At 71.9% G+C, this 16052-nt stretch carries 19 protein-coding genes; 9 read left to right on the forward strand and 10 right to left on the reverse strand.

Going from position 1 to position 16052, the window contains the following annotated elements:
• Positions 1-29: 29 nt before the first annotated feature.
• Positions 30-941 carry an SDR family oxidoreductase gene (locus tag OG624_RS01415; protein WP_371587019.1) on the forward strand — a complete coding sequence of 304 codons (912 nt, stop codon included), beginning with the start codon at positions 30-32 and terminating at the stop codon, positions 939-941.
• A 52-nt stretch (positions 942-993) separates the two neighbouring features.
• Positions 994-2397, forward strand: coding sequence for a DUF7824 domain-containing protein (locus OG624_RS01420; protein WP_371638911.1), 1404 nt, complete (start codon positions 994-996; stop codon positions 2395-2397).
• 48 nt (positions 2398-2445) lie between these two features.
• Here OG624_RS01420 and OG624_RS01425 read toward each other — a convergent pair whose 3' ends face one another.
• Positions 2446-3405 carry an MBL fold metallo-hydrolase gene (locus OG624_RS01425; RefSeq protein WP_326746782.1) on the reverse strand — a complete coding sequence of 320 codons (960 nt, stop codon included), beginning with the start codon at positions 3403-3405 and terminating at the stop codon, positions 2446-2448.
• A 267-nt stretch (positions 3406-3672) separates the two neighbouring features.
• On the opposite strand from OG624_RS01425, the gene OG624_RS01430 reads away from it, so the two are divergent.
• Positions 3673-4935, forward strand: a complete 1263-nt coding sequence (locus OG624_RS01430; protein WP_371638912.1) for a hypothetical protein — start codon at positions 3673-3675, stop codon at positions 4933-4935.
• 13 nt (positions 4936-4948) lie between these two features.
• Here the strand turns inward: OG624_RS01430 and OG624_RS01435 are convergent, their stop codons facing one another.
• Positions 4949-5206 carry a hypothetical protein gene (locus OG624_RS01435; RefSeq protein WP_371638913.1) on the reverse strand — a complete coding sequence of 86 codons (258 nt, stop codon included), beginning with the start codon at positions 5204-5206 and terminating at the stop codon, positions 4949-4951.
• Between the two features lie 161 nt (positions 5207-5367).
• On the opposite strand from OG624_RS01435, the gene OG624_RS01440 reads away from it, so the two are divergent.
• Together OG624_RS01440 and gap are read left to right on the forward strand one after the other, a co-directional pair.
• Entirely contained in the window at positions 5368-6324 is a 957-nt protein-coding gene (locus OG624_RS01440) for a GlxA family transcriptional regulator (protein ID WP_326746785.1), read from the forward strand.
• Between the two features lie 109 nt (positions 6325-6433).
• A complete protein-coding gene (gap, locus tag OG624_RS01445; RefSeq protein WP_033224285.1) occupies positions 6434-7432 on the forward strand; it encodes a type I glyceraldehyde-3-phosphate dehydrogenase in 999 nt (332 codons plus the stop codon).
• Between the two features lie 177 nt (positions 7433-7609).
• Here gap and OG624_RS01450 read toward each other — a convergent pair whose 3' ends face one another.
• Positions 7610-9034 carry an MFS transporter gene (locus tag OG624_RS01450; RefSeq protein WP_371594565.1) on the reverse strand — a complete coding sequence of 475 codons (1425 nt, stop codon included), beginning with the start codon at positions 9032-9034 and terminating at the stop codon, positions 7610-7612.
• 160 nt (positions 9035-9194) lie between these two features.
• Here OG624_RS01450 and OG624_RS01455 point away from each other — a divergent pair, with 160 nt between their 5' ends.
• Positions 9195-10091, forward strand: a complete 897-nt coding sequence (locus OG624_RS01455; RefSeq protein WP_051763639.1) for a helix-turn-helix transcriptional regulator — start codon at positions 9195-9197, stop codon at positions 10089-10091.
• Here OG624_RS01455 and OG624_RS01460 read toward each other — a convergent pair.
• Together OG624_RS01460 and OG624_RS01465 are read right to left on the reverse strand one after the other, a co-directional pair.
• Positions 10076-10426: a hypothetical protein gene (locus tag OG624_RS01460; RefSeq protein WP_158711919.1), complete on the reverse strand. Its 351-nt coding sequence runs from the start codon at positions 10424-10426 to the stop codon at positions 10076-10078. The genes OG624_RS01455 and OG624_RS01460 overlap by 16 nt on opposite strands.
• A gap of 45 nt (positions 10427-10471) precedes the next feature.
• Positions 10472-11155, reverse strand: a complete 684-nt coding sequence (locus OG624_RS01465; RefSeq protein ID WP_051763638.1) for a class I SAM-dependent methyltransferase — start codon at positions 11153-11155, stop codon at positions 10472-10474.
• Positions 11156-11248: 93 nt separating this feature from the next.
• On the opposite strand from OG624_RS01465, the gene OG624_RS01470 reads away from it, so the two are divergent.
• Positions 11249-11662: a VOC family protein gene (locus tag OG624_RS01470; RefSeq protein WP_033224283.1), complete on the forward strand. Its 414-nt coding sequence runs from the start codon at positions 11249-11251 to the stop codon at positions 11660-11662.
• Positions 11663-11801: 139 nt separating this feature from the next.
• Here OG624_RS01470 and OG624_RS01475 read toward each other — a convergent pair whose 3' ends face one another.
• Entirely contained in the window at positions 11802-12383 is a 582-nt protein-coding gene (locus OG624_RS01475; protein ID WP_033224282.1) for a dihydrofolate reductase family protein, read from the reverse strand.
• 82 nt (positions 12384-12465) lie between these two features.
• Positions 12466-12909 (reverse strand): MarR family winged helix-turn-helix transcriptional regulator, encoded by a 444-nt coding sequence (locus OG624_RS01480; RefSeq protein ID WP_033224281.1) that lies wholly within the window; start codon positions 12907-12909, stop codon positions 12466-12468.
• 139 nt (positions 12910-13048) lie between these two features.
• Here OG624_RS01480 and OG624_RS01485 point away from each other — a divergent pair, with 139 nt between their 5' ends.
• Positions 13049-13441: a nuclear transport factor 2 family protein gene (locus OG624_RS01485; RefSeq protein WP_371638915.1), complete on the forward strand. Its 393-nt coding sequence runs from the start codon at positions 13049-13051 to the stop codon at positions 13439-13441.
• A gap of 30 nt (positions 13442-13471) precedes the next feature.
• Here the strand turns inward: OG624_RS01485 and OG624_RS01490 are convergent, their stop codons facing one another.
• Entirely contained in the window at positions 13472-13858 is a 387-nt protein-coding gene (locus OG624_RS01490) for a VOC family protein (protein WP_033224279.1), read from the reverse strand.
• A 14-nt stretch (positions 13859-13872) separates the two neighbouring features.
• The gene (locus OG624_RS01495; protein ID WP_033224278.1) at positions 13873-15069 is read right to left on the reverse strand and encodes an FUSC family protein; all 1197 of its coding nucleotides are present in this window, start codon (positions 15067-15069) and stop codon (positions 13873-13875) included.
• Positions 15070-15239: 170 nt separating this feature from the next.
• Between OG624_RS01495 and OG624_RS01500 the strand changes: the two genes are divergently transcribed.
• Positions 15240-15425, forward strand: coding sequence for a hypothetical protein (locus OG624_RS01500; protein WP_033224277.1), 186 nt, complete (start codon positions 15240-15242; stop codon positions 15423-15425).
• A gap of 92 nt (positions 15426-15517) precedes the next feature.
• Here the strand turns inward: OG624_RS01500 and OG624_RS01505 are convergent, their stop codons facing one another.
• Entirely contained in the window at positions 15518-15910 is a 393-nt protein-coding gene (locus tag OG624_RS01505) for a hypothetical protein (protein WP_033224276.1), read from the reverse strand.
• Between the last annotated feature and the right edge of the window lie 142 nt (positions 15911-16052).

A 16052-nucleotide genomic window follows, 5' to 3' on the forward strand; every position in this document is an offset into this window, starting at 1 on the left:
CCCGCAGGAAGATCTGGAGAAGCGCAGAGATGACGACGAAGACACGACAGCTCGCCGGAAAGGTCGCGCTGGTCGCCGGCGGCACCCGGGGCGGCGGGCGGGGCATCGCCGTCGAGCTCGGAGCCGCCGGCGCGACGGTCTACGTGACCGGCCGCAGCAGCGGTACGCGGCGCTCCGATCTCGACCGGCCCGAGACCATCGAGGAGACGGCCGAGACGATCACCGCCGCCGGAGGCCGGGGCATCCCGGTCCGCACCGACCACAGCGACCCGGAGCAGGTCCAGGCGCTGGTGGCGCGGATCGCGACGGAGCAGGAGGGCCGGCTCGACATCCTGGTCAACTCCGTATGGGGCGGGGACGCGCTCACCGACTGGGAACACCCGCTGTGGGAGCAGGATCTGGACCAAGGCCTGCGCCTGATGCGTCGGGCGGTGGAGACCCATGTGATCACCAGCCGGTACGCGCTGCCGCTCATGGTCGCCCGCGGGAGCGGCCTGGTCGTCGAGGTCACCGACGGCAACACCGCCCGCTACCGCGGCTCCTTCTTCTACGACATGGCGAAGTCGGCGGTGATCCGACTGGCCGTCGCGCAAGCCGCCGAGCTGCGGCCGCACGGCGTCGCGGCCGTATCCCTGACACCGGGATTCCTGCGCTCGGAGGCGATGCTGGAGCACTTCGGCGTCACCGAGGCCACCTGGCGTGACGGCGCCGCCGAGGACCCGAACTTCGCGCACTCGGAGACTCCCGCCTATCTGGGGCGGGCGGTCGTGGCCCTGGCGGCCGACCCGGACGTCATCGCCAGGACCGGCCGGGCGCTGGCCACCTGGGACCTCTACAAGGAGTACGGGTTCACGGACGCCGACGGCAGCCGGCCCGACTTCGCCGCGCACTGGGCCAGGAACCTGGAGGCGGAGTACGGGCCCCTCGGCGATCCGCTCTGACACCACGCACCCTGCGGCGGCGCTGTCAGTGGCAGGAGCTAGCCTGCGTCACATGATCGAGGGGGAATTCGCCGTACCGTCACTCGGTGCGCTCGCCGACGAGGTCCGGGCCGTGCTGGCGGGTCGTCACGACCCGGGCGTGGTGGTGTTCGAGCGTCTGCTCAACGCGGTGGTGAGCCACAGCTTCCGGGACAGGGAGGCGCTGACCGCCGCGCTCGGGGCCGTCCCGCACGCGTTCAAGGTCAAGCCGCACGCACAGGTGCGGTGCCTGGCGGTGATCGTCGGCGAAGCGGTCGGTCCCGTGCGGGCGGAGGAGTCCTGGGAGAAGTCCGGGGCCGGCTGGCTCGAACTGTGCCAGCACGTGGCACTGGGCTACATAGCGGGCTCGCGCTCGGGCGAGGTCGCGGCACGGTTGCGGGCCGGTGATCACGTGCCGTTCCTGCTCTCCGTACCGAGCGGGCCGACCGGTGCGGTGCAACCGTACGAACTGGTCGAGCGCCTCGCGGAGTACGAGCGGCTCGGCATCCGGCCCGGACCGGCGGACCTGGGGCAGGCTCTGCTGCGCTGCGGCGGCCCGATGGACCCCGAAGTGGTACGTGCCGCAGAGAAGTTGGAGTCGGCGGAGGGGATCCGGCTGGCCGCCTGGCTGCGGCAGGGTGGGCTGCCCCACCCGGCCTGGCAGCGGGAGCGCGAAGCGGGAGAGGCCGAGCGTCCCAGCAAACGCCGGGGAGCCCGCATCGGCCGCCGGATCCTGGTGGGGCACGAGGCCATCGAGGGCCGCGGCGCGTTCCCCCGGCAGTTCTGGTCACTGTTCCGGGTGTTCGAGCCGCTCATCTCCTGTCCGCACTGGTCCTTGCCGGACTACCGGGACGCCCACACGGTGGCGACCCTGCCCTGGCATCCGGAGATCGCCGCGGCCCGGCTGCTGACCGGTGTCGCGTCGGCTGCCGACCAGGACGGCAGCGGCTCCCCCGCGTTCCTGGAGGCGCTCGCCTCGACGGACGGCCCGGCCGGGCCCGCCGTGCATCTGGCCGTCGCCTACGGGCTCGCCTCCGTCCCCGAGCCCGACCGGGAGGCCGCCGTGCGCGCGCTGGTGGTACTGGCCTCGCGGGGGCGGCTGGACGGCGAGCTGCTGGGGCGGGAGCTGACCGCGCTCGTGGAGCTGGGCACGCTGCGGGTGCCCCTGCTGACGGAGTCGCTCCGGGCGGCCGTCGCCGTACCGGTACCGGAAGGCGCCGCGGCGGTCTGGGCGGTCCTGGCCACCGCTCTGCCCGGCCTGCTGGCCCGTACCCGGCCTCAGCTGCACGGGGCGCTGCTGGCCGTCGCCGCGGACGCCGCCCGGTTGTCGGGAGCGCGTGGCGAGCTGCCCGAGGTGACGGCGCTCGCCCAGCGCCCCGGGTCGTCCCAACTGCTCAAGCAGGCACGCCGGTTGCGGGACGCACTGGCGGAGGCCTGATCCAGCTGCCCCGGGGCCCTGGGCTCCTGGTGCGACGGTCCGGGGACGTCAGCCGTGCTGGTGCTGCTCGGGCAGTTTGCTGTCCGGGTGCGCCCACAGCAGTACGTTGTCGGGCCGCTCGTCGCGGAAGAAGTCCAGGACGTCCCGGTCCGAGTGGCGCAGGCTGAAGTGGGTGAGGACGAAGAGCGTGTCCGGGTGCGCCTCGACGACGGGCTTGAGCCGGCTCCACACGGTGTGTCCGACCCGGTCGGCCCGCTCCAGCTCGGCGTCGTCGAGGTAGGTGCACTCGGTGATGATCACCGGGTACGCGAAGAGCCACGGGTTGTCCTCGAAGACGCTCACATGGGTGTCGCCGAGGAAGGCGAACAGCGGCTTGCGCACCTCGCGTTCGACCTCGGTCCCCTCCTTGCGGCGCTGCGCCAGGACGCGGCCGAACTCCGCGCCCCGGCCCTGTTCGGCGAGGGTGCGCCGCAGTTCCTCGTACTCGGGCAGCAGCGCCTTGCGCCGTTCGGAGAACGCGTATCCCACGCACGGCACCTTGTGGACGCACTCCACCACCCGTACGTGGTGGCCGCGGCGTCCGAAGGTGAACTCGTCGCCGCCGCGTACCCCGTGGAGGCGGCAGCCCGCGGCGAGGGCCGGATCGTAGGCGGTGCCGTGGTTCAGTTCGGCGGAGGCCCGCAGAAAGGTCTCCACGTACGGCACTGCCGCGGCGGGCAGGTGGATGTCGACTCCGTCGGGCCTGGCCGCAAGGTGGTCGAGGTCCTTGGAATGGTCGTGGTGGGTGTGGGTGAGGAAGACGGTCTCCGGCTGACGGCCTTCCACCAGCCCGGCGTCGAGCGCGCAGCGCAGTTCGGGGATGTGGAAGAACGTCTTGTCGTTGGCGCGTGAGTACCCGGTGAGGGTCAGCTCGGTGCCGGGTATGCGCCAGGTCTTCCACTGGCGGAACGGGTGTCCGCGCTCCAGCAGTTCGGGGTGGTCGGGTGTCCGCGAAGGGGCCGGTGTCATCGGTGCCTCCGTGGTACCGCCGTGATCGGGTGAGGGCCCGATCGTAACGGGCCGCGGTCGGTGGGGGCGCGCCGTTTTCCGGGGCGGCGCGTGGGCACCGGGCGGGGCCGGCGCGCTGGGGCGGATGGGGTTCGCGGGGTGGGTGGGGCGGCTCTCGCGGTGCCTCTCGTCCCACCCTTCCCAATGCGCCGGAACCGGTGGACGCCCCCTCCCCGAGGACTCGAAGATGGGCGCGGCCCGCGCTCGGTGGGCCGCGAAGGGAGTGCCATGACGACGTCTCCGGTGGCCGGCAGGCCGGCGCCACCACCGAGCAGTGGCCGCGAGGTCCCGGACAAGACCAAGTGGGCAGTCAAGCCGCTGAACGACGGCAAGGCGGTCTACGCCTTACCGACCGAGTGGAAATCCGGGGCACTGCACCACAAGATCTCCAAGGAGCGACTCAGCTCGATCGCCGAGCAACTCACCCCCGCCTGGAACGCGCAGAACCCGAAGCTCCAGGGGGCGGCGCGGGCGTTCTGGAGTCTGTGCTGGTCGGTGGCCGGTGAGCGGGTCGCCGAGGCCGTGGCGATGGCCGGTCCCGGTGGCAGCCCCAACCCGCACCGCCTGCTGTGGAACCTGCCGCTGATGGTGTCCCTGGGCCCGCAGAGCCCGGCCAACGACCCGGGCATGAACTTCGACCCCGACACCGAGCCGATCCCGGGCGGGCCGGGCACGCGCCGGATGGACGCCGTGTCGCTCGCGCTCAAGGACCTGGAGACGGCGTGGCTGCACGCCGCGGAGGCGGACAACGGACGGGGCGTGTACGACGCCGCGCTCTGGACCACCCTGCACCGGCACCTGCAGACCGCGCACCTCGCCGCCGAGCGGGTCGACCGCGACAAGGAGGTGCTGTACCCGCCTCTGCGCGAGCAGTGGGTGTACGACGCCAGGACCAAGCAGAACCTGCGCAAGGGGATGACCCCGTTCCCGACGGGCGACCAGGGACTACGCCTCTTCACGGAGGCCCGTGTGAACGCGCCGTCGATCGCGGCGTACGCGGACTCCGCGGCCTTGGCCGCGACCGCCACGGTCCGCGCCGACGTGAGCGGGCGGCAGGTGACCCTGACGCTGACGGCGGCCGAGGAGAACGTGCACCACGTGTGCGTGCGCCACACCCTGACCTTCTTCGACTTCACGGACGCGTCCCGACCCCGGCCCATCAACACCTTCTGGCCGGACGTACGCACCTTCGCCGACGCCACGGCGCTCACGGTGACGCTGCTGCCGGGAATCGGCCGTAGCTGTCTGCGGGAACTGGAGCGCGAACTGGGCAACGTGGCCAAGGCGACCGACTGGCTCGACGAGGTCCTGGAGATCTCCAACGAGGACGTCGACGGCCGGCTCGTCTTCTACAACGTGCAGTTCACCGATGTGGCCGGTACGGACACGGCGCCGGTCGTCCGAGCGGTCATCGAGTCCTTCGCCCCGGACGGCGCCGACGGTCCGGGGTTCACCCGGGGGGACCTGGACCTCATCGCCAAGCGACTCTGAGTCCGCCGGGTGATCAGGGGGGCTCGGGCGCCTGTACCACGACGGCCGCGGCGAGGGCCCACACCGGACCCGTGTACGAGGTCGGTCGCCCCCGTCCCACCACTTCCGTACGCGTGTCCACGTCCCCCACCTGAACGCGGCCGTCCCGGTCGCCGGTGACGGCGACCGGGCGGCCCTCGACCGTCGCCTTCGTGACCGATCGCACGAAGTCCGCATGGCCGGGCACCGCCCCCGTGGCTCCGTCGATCGGGCCTCCGGTGGCCCATTCCACCCGCCATCCCGTGCCGGGCCGCACCGCTCCTGTCGTGGCCGACTCGACGCGTGCACTGTCACGATGAACCGGCTCCGTCATGGTCGGAAGGCCAGGCGCTCCCCGAGCAGGCGGAGCGGCCGGGCAGAGGGCGTCCTCTTCCCCGCCGTACCCTGAACCCCGTGCCGCCCTCCCGTCTCCACCGTGTAGCCGTCCTCGTCCTCGAAGGCGCCAAGCCCCTCGACGTCGGTATCCCCGCGCAGGTGTTCACGACCCGCGCGAGCATGCCGTACGAGGTGCGCGTGTGCGGCGCGGCTCCTGGGCTCGTGACCGGCGGCGACGGGCTCTCGTACCACGTCACCCACGGGCTCGACGCGCTCGCGTGGGCCGACATCGTCTTCGTGCCCGGCTACCGCCACCCCGACCGCGAGGATCCGCCGCGGGCCGTCATCGACGCGCTGATCGCCGCCCACGACCGGGGCGCGCGGCTCGCCGCCATCTCGACGGGCGCGTTCGCGCTCGCCGCCACCGGTCTGCTCGACGGCAAGCGCGCGACGACCCACTGGCACTACGCGCGAGCCCTCGCCGCCAAACATCCCCTCATCCACCTCGACGAGAACGTCCTGTTCGTCGACGAAGGCAGCGTTCTCACCTCCGCCGGCGCCGCCTCGGGCATCGACCTGTGTCTGCACATCCTGCGCCGCGACCTCGGCGTGTCCGCCTCGAACCACGCGGCCCGCCGTCTGGTCGCGGCCCCCTACCGCAGCGGCGGCCAGGCGCAGTACGTGCCGCGCAGCGTGCCCGAGCCGCTCGGCGAGCGGTTCGCCGCCACCCGCGAGTGGGCGCTGCACCACCTGGGCGAAGCACTGACCTTGGAGGCACTGGCCCAGCAGGCGGGGGTCTCGCCCCGGACCTTCTCGCGGCGCTTCGCCGAGGACACCGGGTACACGCCGATGCAGTGGGTCATGCGAGCCCGGATCGACGTGGCCCGTGAACTGCTGGAGCGCTCGGAGCGCAGTGTCGAGCAGATCGCCGACGATGTCGGCCTCGGCACCGGCGCCAATCTGCGGCTGCACTTCCACCGCATCCTCGGCACCACCCCGACGGAGTACCGGCGCACCTTCACCCAGGGCGCATGACCGACCCACCCCTCCCGGTGGCGAGATCCTTACGAACCATGGCGATCTCGCCGCTGTTGCGGAGGGTGACCGCGAGCGAACCTGATGGCGAACGAAAGGGACATCGCTCATGACTCGCATTGCCATCAACGGATTCGGCCGCATCGGTCGCAACGTGCTGCGCGCGCTCCTCGAGCGCGACACCGACCTCGAGGTCGTCGCCGTCAACGACCTGACGGAGCCCGCGACCCTCGCTCGGCTGCTCGCCTACGACACCACGTCGGGCCGGCTCGGCCGCCCCGTGACCGTCGAGGGGAATGTGCTCGTCGTCGACGGCCACCGCATCACGGTGCTCGCCGAGCGCGAGCCGGAGCAGCTGCCGTGGGCCGAGCTCGAGGTGGACCTGGTCCTGGAGGCGACCGGCCGCTTCACCTCGGCCGAGGCCGCCCGTGGCCACATCAAGGCGGGTGCGCGCAAGGTGCTGGTCAGCGCGCCGTCCGACGGCGCCGACGTCACGCTCGCGTTCGGTGTCAACACCGACGCCTACGACCCGGCCGAGCACGTGATCGTCTCGAACGCGTCCTGCACGACCAACGCGCTGGCCCCACTGGCCGCCGTCCTGGACGAGCTCGCCGGCATCGAGCACGGCTTCATGACCACGGTGCACGCCTACACGCAGGAGCAGAACCTGCAGGACGGTCCGCACCGCGACCCGCGCCGTGCCCGCGCCGCCGGTGTCAACATCGTTCCGACCTCGACCGGCGCCGCGAAGGCGATCGGCCTCGTGCTGCCGCAGCTCGACGGCAAGCTGTCGGGCGACTCGATCCGCGTGCCGGTCCCGGTGGGCTCGATCGTCGAACTCAACACCACCGTCGCCCGTGACGTGACGCGCGAGGAGATCCTCGAGGCGTACCGCGCCGCGGCGCAGGGACCGCTGGCCGGCGTGCTGGAGTACTCCGAGGACCCGCTCGTGTCCTCCGACATCACCGGCAACCCGGCTTCGTCGATCTTCGACTCGGAGCTCACCCGTGTCGACGGCCGCCACGTCAAGGTGGTCGCCTGGTACGACAACGAGTGGGGCTTCTCGAACCGCGTGATCGACACGCTCACGCTCCTCGCCGCGGGCTGAACCGACAGCGGTCCCCGGTGGGGGCGGGCCAGGCGCCCGCGCGCGGTAGGTCACGGTCATGGATCACGGTGACCGACCTGCCGCGCGCGGGCGCCTCGGCGTATCCCCGCGACCGCGCGGCCGCGCCGGTGCTCGTGCTCGTGCTCGTGCTTGACGCTTCTCTCCGGCGTGATCCGGTCAGCGCATACGCGGGAGGCGGAGGCTCAGCAGGACGGTCAGCGCGATGAGGCCGAGCTGGACGAGCAGGGTGGTCGACACGGCCGCGCGCATGCCTGCCGTCGGGACCAGCGCGAGGAAGAGGCTGCCGAGCGTGGCGACGCCGAGCGCCACGGCGGACTGCTGGGCGGTGATCATGACGCCGCTGCCCGCCCCGGCCCGGTCGGCGGGGACGTCCGAGAGCGTCAGGCGCATCAGCACCGGCATCTGGAAGCCTTGGCCCAGTCCCGCCAGGGCGATGCCCGGTGCGAGTACGGCCACGCCGAGGTCCGGCCAGCCCTGGCGCAGGGTGACCAGCAGGAGGGCGATCCCGGCCGCCTGGATGACGCCGCCGGCGGTGACGATCCTGCTGCCGAAGCGGGTGATCAGGCGAGGGCCGGCCAGCGAGGCTCCGAAGAAGGCGACGGCCATCGGCGCCAGCGCCAGGCCCGCCGTCACCGGGCCCATCTCCAGGCCTTGTTGGAGGGTCACGGCGAGGACGAACATGAAGCCGCCGAAGCCGACGGAGAACGGCATCAGGAGTGCCAGGCTGCGCCTCAGCGACTCCAGCCTCAGCAGGCTCGGCGGTACCAGCGGGGTGTGGCCCTTACGGTCCGCCCGGCGCTCGGTGAAGTAGAACGCCGCTGCGGCGACGGGGAACACGCCCAGCGAGATCCAGGTCCACAGCGGCCAGCCGGCGGCGCGCCCCTCGGTCAGCGGGAGCAGCAGCGAGATCAGCGACAGCGCGAGGAGCAGGGTGCCGGGCACGTCCACGGCCGCGGGCCGGCCGGCCCGGGTGTCCGGGACGCTGCGCACCGCCAGGACCAGCCCGACCAGCACCACGGGGACGTTGACCAGGAACACCGCGCGCCAGCCCGTTCCGGCGAGGTCCGCGGCGACCAGGACGCCGCCGAGGATCTGCCCGGCGACCATGGACAGGCCCCCGGTGGCCCCGTACAGGCTCATGGCGTGGGCCCGACGCGGGCCCTCGGTGGTGGCCTGGATGGTGGCGAGCACCTGCGGCAGCATGAGGGCGGCGGCCGCGCCTTGGGCGACGCGGGCGGCGACGAGAGCCCAGGCGGTCGGGGCGAGGCCGCAGGCGAGCGAGGTGACGCCGAAGGCAGCCATGCCGACGAGGAAGAGCCGGCGGCGGCCGAGGCTGTCGCCGACGCGCCCGCCGAGGACCAACAGGACGGCGTACGCGACGCCGTAGCCACCGACGACCAGTTCCAGGAGGGCGGGGCCGGCGGCGAGGTCGTGCTCGATGGACGGCAGCGCGACGTTGACGATGAAGAAGTCGATCAGGGGCAGGGCCGCGCCGAGGAGCACGGTGAACAGGCCGAGGCCGCTCAGGTGGGGCGCGGGGACACCGCGGACGGGGGCGCTGCGGACGGAAACGCTGGGCACGGGGTCGCCGTGCCCGGAGTTGCTGCGTACAGGGTTGCTGCGTACAGGGATCTGAGTCACCGTCCGACGATCTCCCGGCTGTCAGACGGGTACCAGAGTGTCGTTATCCAGGTATCAGGACTACCTGGCAACAGGATGGACGGTGCGGCAGGCTGGGATCATGACCACTGTTGCTCCTGGAAGCGATGTTCGGCGGCACGAGCTGGCCGAGTTCCTACGCACCCGCCGGGAGCGGATCTCTCCCGAGCAGGTGGGCCTGGTACGCGGGCCGCGCCGACGGACCCCGGGGCTGCGTCGTGAGGAGGTCGCGCACCTGTCGTCGGTGGGCGTGACCTGGTACACGTGGCTGGAGCAGGCGCGCGACATCCAGGTGTCGGGGCAGGTGCTGGACGCGGTCGCTCGGGCACTGCTGCTCGATGTGAGCGAGCGGGAGCACCTGTTCTCGCTGGCCGGGAGCCTCGACCCGGTGCAGCCGGCGGTCTGCCCCAGCGTGACACCGTCCGTGCGGGCCATCGTCGACCAGCTGGGTCACATCCCGGCGTGTGTCCAGAACAGCCGGTACGACATCGTCGCCTACAACGCCACCTACGGGCGTCTGCTCGGCGACCTGGACGGCAAGCGGCCGGAGGAGCGCAACTGCATGTGGCTCGCCTTCACCGACCGGGAGTGGCAGGAATCGGTGGTCGATCTGCCGAGCACCCACCGGATCATGGCGGCACGGTTCCGGGCGGCGATGGCCGAGCACCTGGCGGAGCCCGCGTGGAAGACGCTGCTGGCCCGACTGGAGGAGGCGTCGGCGGAGTTCCGGGAGGTGTGGGCCCGCCACGAGGTGGTCGGCGGGCAGGTCGCGAAGTCGAAGTACATCCGCAACGCGCACGTGGGCATGCTGTATCTGGAACACAACAACCTGTGGCTCGGACCGCGCACCGGCCCGAGGCTCGTGACGTACGTACCGCTGGACCAGGAGTCGCGCGAGCGCCTGGAGGAGCTGGAACGGCTGGCGGCACCGGCCGGTACGGGGCTTCTCGGCGGGGGTGCACTTCAGTCCAGGAGCTGAACCATGAGGAGGCAGGCGGCCAGTGGCACCAGGATGGCCACCGTGCCGAGTGCGACTCCGATCCGCGCGCGGCCGCGGGGCGCCACCTCGTCGCCCCGCATGGCCCACAGGTCGGGGAGACCGCAGACGAGGGCCATGATCGCGACGGGCAGGACGAGGTAGAGCGGGAAGAAGCGGATCCACGGCGGGAGTTGCTCCGGGAGGAACGGACAGCCGAGCATCGCCACGGCGGTGGCCCCCAGGGCGAGTGCCGCCGTGCCCCTGTGCTCCGGCTCCGCCACCGGATCCTCTCGCGTCTGCTGCTCCGGACCGGCCGGTTCCTTCACAAGGCTCATGGAACGAAGGCTAGGCGGACGGCGGGCGACCCCGCCTGGGTGCGGCTACTCAGAAGGGGGTGAGTAGCCGGACCCGGATGTCCTCGGCCCGCTCGCGGCCGGCGCGAGGCGGGCCAGCAGGTGGGCGTCGAGGAAGCCCCGTTCGGAGGCCGGGTCGTGAACCAGCCGGGCGAACGGTGTGAGCCCGGCCCCGGCCAGCAGCTCGGCGAACCGGTCCACCGGCCAGCTGTAGGCAGGGGTCACCTTGTGGTCGAAGCGGACCGGCTCCGGACCGTCGGTCGCGAAGAACGAGACCAGCAGCAGGCCCCCTTGGGCCAGGACGCGCGCCTGCTCGGCGAGCAGCGCGGGCAGTTCCCCGGGCGGCGTGTGGATCATCGAGTAGTGGGCGAGGACCCCGCCGAGCGCCCCGTCCTCGACCGGCAGGGCCTCCATCCGCGCCTCGTCGAACCGCAGCACGGGGCGGGCCCGGCGGGCGTGGTCGATCATGCCCGGGGAGATGTCGATCCCGAAGGCGTCCAGGCCCAGGTCGTGGAGCATGGCTGTCAGATGCCCGGGCCCGCACCCGACGTCGGCCGCGCGCGCGTTGCCCGTCCCGCGCACCAACTCCGCGAAGGTGGTGAGCATGGCCCGCGCGAACGGCTGCGTCTCCAGCCGATCGGCGAACAGCGACGCGTAGAGTTCGACGACCCCGTCATAGGCCGCCCCGGTCTCGTCCTGGTGTTCCGCCACGGGCAGGATGTTACTCCCGCAGCGGCGGGCCCGGCCCGCCCCATGGGTCCGTCTCACCGCCCGGCTCATTTGATCTTGTGGCAAGATCACGGGGTGCTACGACTAACCGATTTCATCATCGATTGCCCGGATACGATGAAGCTGGCGGCCTTCTACTCCGAGGTGACGGGGCTCCCGGTCAAGAAGAGCAGCAACGAGCACTGGGCCGGTATCCAGTTCGGCGCGATCGAACTGGCCTTCATCCAGGTGGAGGACTACCGCGCGCCGCAGTGGCCCGACAGCGAGCATCCCAAGCAGTTCCACCTCGACTTCGAGGTCGACGACTTCGAGGCCGAACAACGCCGAGTCCTGGACCTCGGGGCGACCCTGCAGCGGGATTGCACCGGCCCCGACGGCTACGGATTCCGCGTCTACACCGACCCCATCGGCCACCCCTTCTGCCTCTGCCGCAACAAGGGTGTCGTCTGGACCGAACAGGGCCCCACCTGGCCCGAGCGCGACCAGTAGGCCGTGCGCACGAAGTGAGCCGAGCGGCGGCGCGCGCCGGCCGGACAGGAGCGAGGTCTCCGGCAAGGGTTCATCGACCACGAAGAACCGGACACCGGAGACCTCGCGGCCACCAGGTGCGCGCACCCGCTCCGATCGGTCAACGGCGCACCCGGTAGCACAGGTGGAGCACCCGGTCGCCCTGAAGCACCACGTCGGGATCCTCCAACAGGTGCTGCGCGTGGACCGACCCGAAGTAGCGCTTGCCGGACCCGAACACGACGGGTACGACGTCCATGCGCACCTCGTCGACCAGGCCCGCGGCGAGCACCTGGCCACCGACGTCGCCGGCGGCGACCTCGACCACGCGGTCACCCGCGAGCTCCTGCGCCTTGGCCATGGCCGCCTCGACGCCGTCGACGAAGTGGAACGGCGCCTCGGGGTCCCAGCCGGCGGGCTCCGGCCGGTGCGTCACGACGACCACGTGGTCGATCCCGCCCGGAGGCTTCCCGTCCCAGCCGTCCGTCAGGTCGAAGACGTGGCGGCCGACGATCGTGACGCCGATCCGGTCCCAGTACGGCCGGGTGTAGTCGTAGGACGTCTGCGACACCTTCAGCGCGCCGCTCTCGTCCAAGGGGACGTCACCGCTGGACAACCAGTCGAACAGCGGTCCGGGCCGGTCGTTCTCGTCCGCGACGAAGCCGTCCACCGACACCGAGCTGTACATGACCACCTTGCCCACGGGGCTCTCCTCTGCTTCGGGGTGCCCCAAACTAGCGCGCCATGAGCCGTCGTTCCCGCTGCCGCGTGCCGGCCGCCGCCCCCTAGGCGAAGGGGCCTTCGGCCGTGAAGCGGCGCAGGTGGCGGGCGAAGGTCTCGGCCTCACCCGGGGGCCAGGAGGCCAGGCTCGTCGTGATGTGGTCCGCCAGGCGCGTGCGTAGCTCCGCGACGACGAGCCGCCCTTCGTCGGTCAGGACGAGGAGGTGTGCGCGCCGGTCGGTGGGGTCCGGTTCGCGGCGGATGAGGCCCGCGGTCTCCAGCCGGGAGGCGCGGCGGGTCACGCCGGAGCGGTCGACGCCCACGTCGTGGGCCAGGTCCGCCGCACTGCGGGGGCCGGTCCGGGCCAGGGCGCTGAGCACGGGGTAGGTCACGTCGTCGACGGCTTCGCCCATGCCTTCCGTGAGCCGCTGGTGCAGGTGCGCGCGGGTCGTGCGCTTGAGCAGGATGCCCAGCGCGTCCGCGATCTCTTGCCCGATCTCGTTGTCCACACGACAAGAATAGCGTGCGTCGCGCACGCATAGCTGTTAGGGTTTTCGAAGTGCGTGCGCTGCGCACGCATTGCGATCCGTTTCGGATCAACATTCACATCCACATCCACATCCACCAGGCGTATCGAAAGGCACTCCCATGACCCGCACCGGTATCACGGCCGCCCTCACCGACCTGCTCCTCAACCGCGACCTCACCGTCCAAGAGGCCGCCGACCGCCACTTCGCCCCGGAGTACCGCCAGCGCACGGACGGCGAGTGGGCGGACCGGGCCGGCTTCATCGAGCACATCAGCCACCTGCGCACCGTCGTCGACCACGGCCGTGTCGAGGTCCACGAGGAGCTGTACGACGGCCTCGAGTACGCCGACCGGCACACCGTCCACGTCACGAAGACGGACGGTTCGACGGTGCGCACCGAGGTCTACCTGTTCGGCGAGTTCGCGCCCGACGGCCGGTTCAGCCGCATCGAGGAGACCACCTTGATGCTCGAAGGATCCGAGGCAGACCGTGACCTGGGCAGCGCCCGCTGACGTCCTCGGTTCCCGGGGGCCTGCCTCGGATCAGGGGCGGAAGCGCAGGGGGTGGTCGGACGGGACCTCCACCACGGCGATGCGCACGCCGTCGGGGTCGGCGATCCACATCTCGATCAGCCCCCAGGGCTCGCGCAGGGGAGGCCGCAGCACCTCGGCGTTCCGGCCGCGTAGTTCCTCGTACGCCGCGTGCGCGTCCTCGACCTGGAGCCACAGCCGCAGGCCGGGCGCGGGCGGCTCCTCGGCGCGGCCCGACAGTTCGAGGAAGCCGCCGCCGAGGAAGTAGACCGTGCCGCGCTCGGGGCCGGTGCCGAACTCGCGGTGGATCGCCAACCCCAGGGTGTCGCCGTAGAAGGCGCGCGAGCGTTCGGGGTCGGTGGGGCGCAGCAGAACCCTGCTGCCCAGTACGTGCACCATGGCCCCGCCTTCCCTCACGCGGCGTCCTGCCGCGGCCGCTTCAGCGTCTTCCAGCTCCTGCGCCGGGTGCGGGTGTGCTGGTCCAGTTCCTCCAGCAGGCGCTGGGAGCGCTTGTCCACGCCCAGCTCGTCCAGGACCCGGTCGATCTCGGTGAGCAGCGCACCGCTCAGCTGCCAGTGTGCCGGGTCCTGGCGGGCGGCGGCCAGCAACAGGACCGCGAGCCGGTCGCGGTGCGCCCGGGCGACGGCCAGTTCGCCGGTGAGTCGGGCCTCCGCCTCTTCCGCGTTGGCGCTGACCTGCGCGGTGATCAGCTGGGCGAAGCTTTCCACCGCGACGGCCGTGTGGCGGAGCACCTCCCGCAGCGCGGTCGCGGTCGGGGCGTCGAAGAGCGGCCCGTCCGGGCGGGCCCGGGCCAGGTCGGTCAGCGTTCGGCAGGCCACGCGGAGTACGACCGCGCAGATCTCCAGGGTGTCCAGGCCGGTCCGCAGCACCAGCCTGAAGAGCAGCCCTTCCTTGACCCTCGGATTGAGCCGGAGGCTGTCCTCGGCCTGCCGGAGGGCGGCGTCGACCTGGGCGATGTCGTTGTCGAGGCGGCGCGCCTCGTGCAGCCGGGCCGCGGCCTGCTCGACCCTGGCCGGTCCGGAGGGTTCCTCACCGAGGTGGTCGAGCAGCCTGCTCATGCGCCGGGCGAGGTCGGTGATCGCTTCGCCGGCCGGGCCGACCCACACGGGCGGTGCGAGGAGCAGGTTGACCAGCAGTCCGACCACCGCGCCGATGATCGTCTCCAGGACCCGGTCCCAGGCGGTGTCCGTGACCTGGGTGACGCCGAGGACGAGCATGGCGCTGATCGCGACCTCGGGCACGAACTCGTCGACGCGTACCAGGTGGCCCACCACCAGCGAGGCGAGGATCAGCAGCCCGAGGCTCCACCAGGTCAGACCCACCAGGGCGCTGAAGCCGATCGCGATCAGGACGCCGACGACCACCGAGTTCACCCGGCGGATGCTGGTGGTGAGGGTGGAGTACAGGGTGACCTGGACGACGAGCAGGGCGGTCAATGGCGCGGTCAGTGGGAGTGGCTCGCTGCTCAGGCGGAGCGCGACGACATAGCTGATCACGGCCGCGGCGGTGGAACGCAGGGCTTGGACGGCGACCGGCTCACGGCGGCGGCGTGCGACACGGGTGGCGAGACTGGTGATCGTTTCCGGCATGCGGGGCGCCTTCCCGCTGCTGGGCCGGATGACGCATGGCGTGGCCGCCGGGCCCCGATCGGCCGAGGATGGGCCGTAGGAGGAGGTCACCCCGGCCGTTCGCGGGTAGGCGGTGGATGTCCGGGGCAGTTCCTGTCGACGAGAACCGCGAGCGCGAAGGAGAAGCAGCCATGGAGGGTACGCAGGACAGGCGTGAGAAGTCGGGAGAGGGCCGCGCGGAGCAGGCGCAGGATCATCCCGGTCCGGACCCGGTGCACCCCGAGGCCAGCAAGCGGGTCGAGGGCAAGAGCCCGGAGGAACTGAGGCGGCGGCAGGAGCGGAAGACGACCCGTACGAGCGACGACGACGCGGAGTAACGGGCTCGGGCAGGCCGTACGGCGGACGGCCTGCCCGACCGCCCGCGTACCCACGGGCGATGGCAGCGGAGCCGGGACCGGGCGGTGAGGTGCTACGCGCCCTCGTCGTAGGTCCCGGACTCGATCTCCAGGGCGAGCTCCTGGAGGACCTCGATCGAGGAGATGTCCGTCCGTCCGCCGTCGTGCACCATCGCGAGGCTGGTGAACGCCAGGCTGAAGCCCGAGACCATGGTGTGCAGGGCGGGCCCGAGCGCCTCCGCCACGAGGGCGGCCACCTGCTGGGGCGAGGCGTCCGCCGGCACCCTGATCGACGGCAGCATCTCGTTCAGGAGCAGAGTGGCCACACCGGCCGTGGGTTCCGCTCCGGCACCGCCCTCCCCGGCGTCGACGTGCTCGTCGAGCTCGCCCGCCTCGGCGGCCCGGCGAATGTCCTGGGCGTCGGTGAGGATGCCGATCACTCGCTTGAGTACCTCTGCGCGTTCCATCCAGGGAGCGTAGCCCCGAGCCCCCGAGCGGCGCGGGAGTTCACCCTGATCAGGTCATGCTCCGGCCGCCCCTCAAGGGTGGTAGGCCCGGATCCGGGTACGGACGTGTAGCCGCGACCGCACGGGGCATGCGCGCCGCGAC

It is taken from the genome of Streptomyces virginiae, assembly GCF_041432505.1.
Classification (GTDB): domain Bacteria; phylum Actinomycetota; class Actinomycetes; order Streptomycetales; family Streptomycetaceae; genus Streptomyces; species Streptomyces virginiae_A.

What these genes read in the sequence shown, in the direction of transcription:
- OG624_RS01415 (WP_371587019.1), top strand. Translation starts at nt 30, where the DNA reads ATGACGACGAAGACACGACAGCTCGCCGGAAAGGTCGCGCTGGTCGCC.
- OG624_RS01420 (WP_371638911.1), top strand. Translation starts at nt 994, where the DNA reads ATGATCGAGGGGGAATTCGCCGTACCGTCACTCGGTGCGCTCGCCGAC.
- OG624_RS01425 (WP_326746782.1), bottom strand. Translation starts at nt 3,405, where the DNA reads ATGACACCGGCCCCTTCGCGGACACCCGACCACCCCGAACTGCTGGAG.
- OG624_RS01430 (WP_371638912.1), top strand. Translation starts at nt 3,673, where the DNA reads ATGACGACGTCTCCGGTGGCCGGCAGGCCGGCGCCACCACCGAGCAGT.
- gap (WP_033224285.1), top strand. Translation starts at nt 6,434, where the DNA reads ATGACTCGCATTGCCATCAACGGATTCGGCCGCATCGGTCGCAACGTG.
- OG624_RS01455 (WP_051763639.1), top strand. Translation starts at nt 9,195, where the DNA reads ATGACCACTGTTGCTCCTGGAAGCGATGTTCGGCGGCACGAGCTGGCC.
- OG624_RS01460 (WP_158711919.1), bottom strand. Translation starts at nt 10,426, where the DNA reads ATGAGCCTTGTGAAGGAACCGGCCGGTCCGGAGCAGCAGACGCGAGAG.
- OG624_RS01485 (WP_371638915.1), top strand. Translation starts at nt 13,049, where the DNA reads ATGACCCGCACCGGTATCACGGCCGCCCTCACCGACCTGCTCCTCAAC.
- OG624_RS01490 (WP_033224279.1), bottom strand. Translation starts at nt 13,858, where the DNA reads ATGGTGCACGTACTGGGCAGCAGGGTTCTGCTGCGCCCCACCGACCCC.
- OG624_RS01495 (WP_033224278.1), bottom strand. Translation starts at nt 15,069, where the DNA reads ATGCCGGAAACGATCACCAGTCTCGCCACCCGTGTCGCACGCCGCCGC.
- OG624_RS01500 (WP_033224277.1), top strand. Translation starts at nt 15,240, where the DNA reads ATGGAGGGTACGCAGGACAGGCGTGAGAAGTCGGGAGAGGGCCGCGCG.
- OG624_RS01505 (WP_033224276.1), bottom strand. Translation starts at nt 15,910, where the DNA reads ATGGAACGCGCAGAGGTACTCAAGCGAGTGATCGGCATCCTCACCGAC.